The following is a 5,308-nucleotide window of genomic DNA, read 5'->3' as shown; positions in this document are numbered from 1 at the left end:
AATTTTACTATAACGTAATTAAGAAATATCAATTAACAAAAAAAAATATAAAATGTAGACATAAGTCAAAATATAAATACATACATATCATTAACAATTATTTAAAGATTTCCCCAGTTAAAAAATAATCAACACATGATCAGAAAATTCCCATCAACTAAAAAAAGACCAAATTTATCTCGTTTACTTTTTTTAACCGTCCTCTACCTATGTATTCCTATAAATTTACTATCCTATAATAAGAGTAAACTTGATAATGCAAGTGAAAATGTAATTTTTGCAAATCCCATATTAGATTTAAATGCTTTTACGGCCGGCAATAATAACACATATACTCTAGATCCATCAACATCCAATATATATTCAATAGGTATAAGCCCTTCTGTGACTTCTGATAATGGTTTTGTACAAAGTGCAACTATATCTGTTTCTGGAGTTGCCGATACACCCACTGGAGAATTAATTTCTTTTAATGACGGTAGTGGATTTATATTATTTTACTTAGGTGGTACTGCCCCTTATCCTTCTAGGGTATTTAACTTTGGAGGTACCAATATTTTAGTAACACAAACATCTGGCACAACATTCTTAATTACTGAATTCTCTGGAAACCCAATACCAAACGCATCTTTTCAAGCTTTTATAGCTGGTACTTATTACGGTAATTTATCTGAACCTCAAACAGATGGTTTAAGAACAATAGATGTTCAGGTTACTGATAGTTTTGCTCAATCTAGTATTTCTCAGACTTTCTTTAATGTATATACACAACCAGTAGCATATGATAATATTAATAATATTAGTGCTAGCTCTACAGGAACTGTTACAGGAAACGTATTGACCGATGGAACTCCTGATTATGGAAATAATATTTTTGTATCTGAAGTTGATGTTTATCCTGCCAGTGTTGGTAGTGTTTATAACACATTGTACGGTAGTGTCACTATACAAGCAAACGGTAGTTATGTATATGATGTGGATGAAGCTAACTCATCGGTAACAGGTTTAAAAAGTGGAGAAGCACTTCAGGACATTGTTTCTTACACTATTAGAGATCCAAATGGTTATATTGATTATGGTATACTTACAGTGACTATTAATGGTGTTGATGAAGCACCTATTGCATTAGATAATACCGATGAAATAACTGTTGTAGTAGAGAGTGACGTCTCTGGTAATATAATAACCGATATAGGTGTTGATGGAGCTGATTATGTAGATAGAGGTTTATCTACTTTAGTCTGGGAAAATCAATTTACCAATGGTGAAACTGTTAATGGAAAATCAAAAACTATTGGAGGAGTACAACTTAGTTTTATATCTACAGATCCTTCATCTGTAGGTACGGTTAACAACCAGATAGTTTTAACTACTAGTACTAATGGTGGACACACAGGTTACTTGCTTTACCAAATAGATGCAGCAACAAACCCCTCTGGAGACACAGAGTTAATTATAACTTTTAATGAACCAGTATTTAATTTAGGTTTTCTTGTTACCGATATTGATTATTCTCAAAGTACTACTTGGCAAGATCAAATAACTATAAATGGTTCATTAGATGGAACTGCATCGAACTTTACTTTTGTAACAACTGGTGGTGTAGTAAATACTTCTGGTAATACTTTTTATGGCACAGGTAGTGCAATTGAAAGTGATGCAACCGGTAATGTAAATGTATTTTTTAACGAACCTATAAATCAATTAAGATTAGGTTATAATTATGGACCAGATGTAACAGATGCAGATCCAATGCCTCAAATTGCTGGTATATCTGACATCTATTGGCAAGGAGATAATCCAATGATACAGATTATTGAAATTGATGCCAGCGCAGGGAACGTAAATACAGTTTATACTGGCACATATGGTACTATTACAGTAAATAGTGACGGTAGTTATACATATACACCAGATGTTAGCAACCCTACTGTATCTGGTTTACTAATAGGACAAACTCTTACTGAAACTTTTGAATATAGATTATCTGATGGTTCTAATTCTGACATAGCTAACTTAATTATAACATTAAAAGGAAATAAAACACCTCCTACAATAGATATTACTACTCCTATTGAAGGGGACGATGTTGTTAATGCATCCGAAGATAATGATGTGTCTATTTCTGGTACCACTACTGGTATTGAAGACAACCAAATTGTTACAGTAACTTTTTCTGATGGCACAAATACTGTAACCACAACGGCTACAGTAACTGGTGATAATTGGACCGCTACAGATGCAGATATTTCTGGATTAACTAACGGTACAATTACTGTTACCGCAGATGTTGAAGACATAGCCGGAAATCCTGCTACAGATAACGACCCTGTAACTTTAGATAATACATTGCCAACAATAAACATTACAACTCCTATTGAGGGTGATGATGTAGTAAATGCATCTGAAGATAATGATGTATCTATTTCTGGTACAACTACTGGCGTAGAAGATGGTCAAACGGTAACTGTAACTTTTAGCGATGGAACAAATACTGTAACAACAACGGCTACTGTTACGGGTAATTCTTGGACTGCTACAGATGCAGATATTTCTGGTTTAACTAACGGTACAATTACTGTTACTGCAGATGTTACCGATGTAGCGCTAAACCCAGCAACAGATAATGATCCTATTACACTAGATAACTCATTACCTACAATAGACATTACAACTCCTATTGAAGGAGATGATATTGTGAATGCAGCTGAAGATGGTGATGTCACTATCTCCGGTACTACTACTGATGTAGAAGACGGTCAAATTGTTACAGTAACTTTTTCTGATGGTATAAATACTGTGACAACAACGGCTACTGTTACGGGTAACTCTTGGACAGCTACAGATGCAGATATTTCTGGTTTAACTAATGGTACAATTACTGTTACTGCTGATGTTACCGATGTAGCCCTAAACCCAGCAACAGATAATGATCCTGTCACACTTGAAAACTCTGTGCCAACTATAGATATTACTACGCCTATTGAAGGGGATAATGTGGTAAATGCGTCTGAAGATAATGATGTCACTATTTCTGGTACAACTACGGGTGTAGAAGACAACCAAACTGTAACTATTACATTTAGTGATGGTACAAATACAGTAACTACTACAGCTACTGTCATTGGTAACAATTGGACTGCTACAGATGCAGATATTTCTACTTTAACTAACGGACCAATTTCTGTTATTGCAGATGTTACTGATGTAGCGCTAAACCCAGCAACAGATAATGAACCTGTCATCTTAGATAATTCTTTACCTACTATAGATATTGATACTCCTATTGAAGGGGACAATGTGGTTAGTGGATCAGAAGACAATGATGTTAGTGTGTCAGGAACAACTACCGGGGTTGAAGACAATCAAATAGTAACCGTAACTTTTTCTGATGGATCAAACATTGTAACTACAACGGCTACAGTAACTGGTGGTGTGTGGACAGCAGCAGATGCCGATGTATCTGGATTAAATAACGGACCAATTACCGTAACTGCAGATGTTACCGATGTAGCATTAAATCCGGCTACAGATAAAGAACCTGTTACACTTGATAATTCATTACCTACAATAGACATTACAACACCTATAGAAGGTGATAATATTGTAAATGCATCAGAAGATAATGATGTTACTATTTCTGGTACAACTACGGGTGTAGAAAATAATCAAATAGTAACCGTAACTTTTTCTGATGGTACAAATACTGTGACAACAACTGCTACTGTTAGCGCTAATTCTTGGACAGCTACAGATGCAGATATTTCTGCTTTAACCAACGGACCAATAACCGTTACTGCAGATGTTACTGATGTAGCTTTAAACCCTGCTACAGATAATGATCCAATAGCATTAGACAATACAATTCCTGTAGTAACAATAATTATAGACAATGTTACTACAAATAACCTTGTCACTGCTTCCGAAGCTGCAAATAATATACCTATAACAGGTACAGTAAGTGGCGACTTTAATACCGGAGACACGGTTACTTTAACCATAAACGGAACAAACTACAGTGGTACTGTAGATTCTGGAGGTGTTTTTAGTATTGATGTACCTGGTTCTGAATTACAAGAGGATGTAGATTTGACCATTGAGGGTAGTGTTACTACAACTGACGCTGCAGGAAACTCAAGTTCTGCCTCTACAACTAAAATATACAATTTAGATAATGATGGAGATGGTGTAGCTAATAATATAGATGAGGATGATGATAATGATGGTATTACCGATGTTGTTGAAGGAACAACAGATTTTGATAACGATGGTATTCCTAATTACTTAGACCTAGATAGTGATAATGATGGTATACCAGACGTTGTTGAAACTGGAAACGGAAGTTTAGACCTAGACGGAAATGGATCTATAGACACTGCAGAAAGTGCTCCCGGAACAAATGGTATTCCTAATAGCGCTGAAAACGGAGGTATAGATGGCAACGGAGTTATAAATATTCCTGCAGATAGTGATGGTTCTGGAAGTCCTAACTATTTAGATATTGATTCTGATAATGATGGTATTAGAGATTTAGTAGAATCGCAAACAGATGCCGGTTTGGTACAGTTATCTGGTAACGATACAGATAATGATGGTGTAGATGATGCTTTTGATGCCGATAACGGTGGTAGTTTTACAAATATTCCGGAAAATACAGATGGTGGTACTAATCCAGATTATTTAGATTTGGATAGTGATGATGATGGTATTATTGATAATATTGAATGGCAATCAACATCTAATTATATACCTCCAAGTGCGGATGGTGATGGTAATGGTCTTGCTGACAATTATGAAACATCTTCCGGGTCTGGCATATCTATAAACCAGCCTGCTAACTCAGATGGTGCAGACTCTCCAGATTTTAGAGATTTAGATTCAGATAATGATGGTTTAACAGATTATGTAGAAGCCTATGATGTAGACGGAGATAATACTGCTGACACCTTACCAACGAACAACGATGTTGATAACGATGGTTTAGATGATGGTTTTGATAATAGTACAACTGAAACTAATGGAATTGCTGATCCTAACGGACCTACAAATAGCAACCAACAGGTTACAAACTTTCCTAATGATCAAGATCCTTTTACAAGTGAAGTAGATTTTAGAGATGGAACAACACATATAGACCCTATAGATACAGATGGGGATAACGTAGATAATGATTTAGATATTGATGATGATAACGATGGAATTTTAGATTATGTGGAATCTTTAGGGTTTACACCTACAGATACAAAAGGTGATGCTTGTGGTATACCTGCTGGCTCATTTAATGGAGGTACATACATAGGCGGTGGAT

2 protein-coding genes are annotated in these 5,308 nt (G+C 35.5%); one reads left to right on the top strand and one right to left on the bottom strand.

What is annotated here, in order from left to right:
• Positions 1–233 precede the first annotated feature (233 nt).
• Positions 234–452 carry a hypothetical protein gene (locus tag ACSHXM_RS20695; protein WP_435692112.1) on the bottom strand — a complete coding sequence of 73 codons (219 nt, stop codon included), beginning with the start codon at positions 450–452 and terminating at the stop codon, positions 234–236.
• Between the two features lie 385 nt (positions 453–837).
• On the opposite strand from ACSHXM_RS20695, the gene ACSHXM_RS20690 reads away from it, so the two are divergent.
• Positions 838–5,308 (top strand): beta strand repeat-containing protein (locus ACSHXM_RS20690; RefSeq protein ID WP_435692110.1); only part of this gene is annotated, 4,471 nt, incomplete at its 3' end.

Origin of the sequence: Paraglaciecola sp. (assembly GCF_051252315.1) — a bacterium.
Classification (GTDB): Bacteria; Pseudomonadota; Gammaproteobacteria; order Enterobacterales; family Alteromonadaceae; genus Paraglaciecola.
Note: the sequence above shows the minus strand (reverse complement) of the source record. Positions and strands in the feature narration are given on the sequence as shown.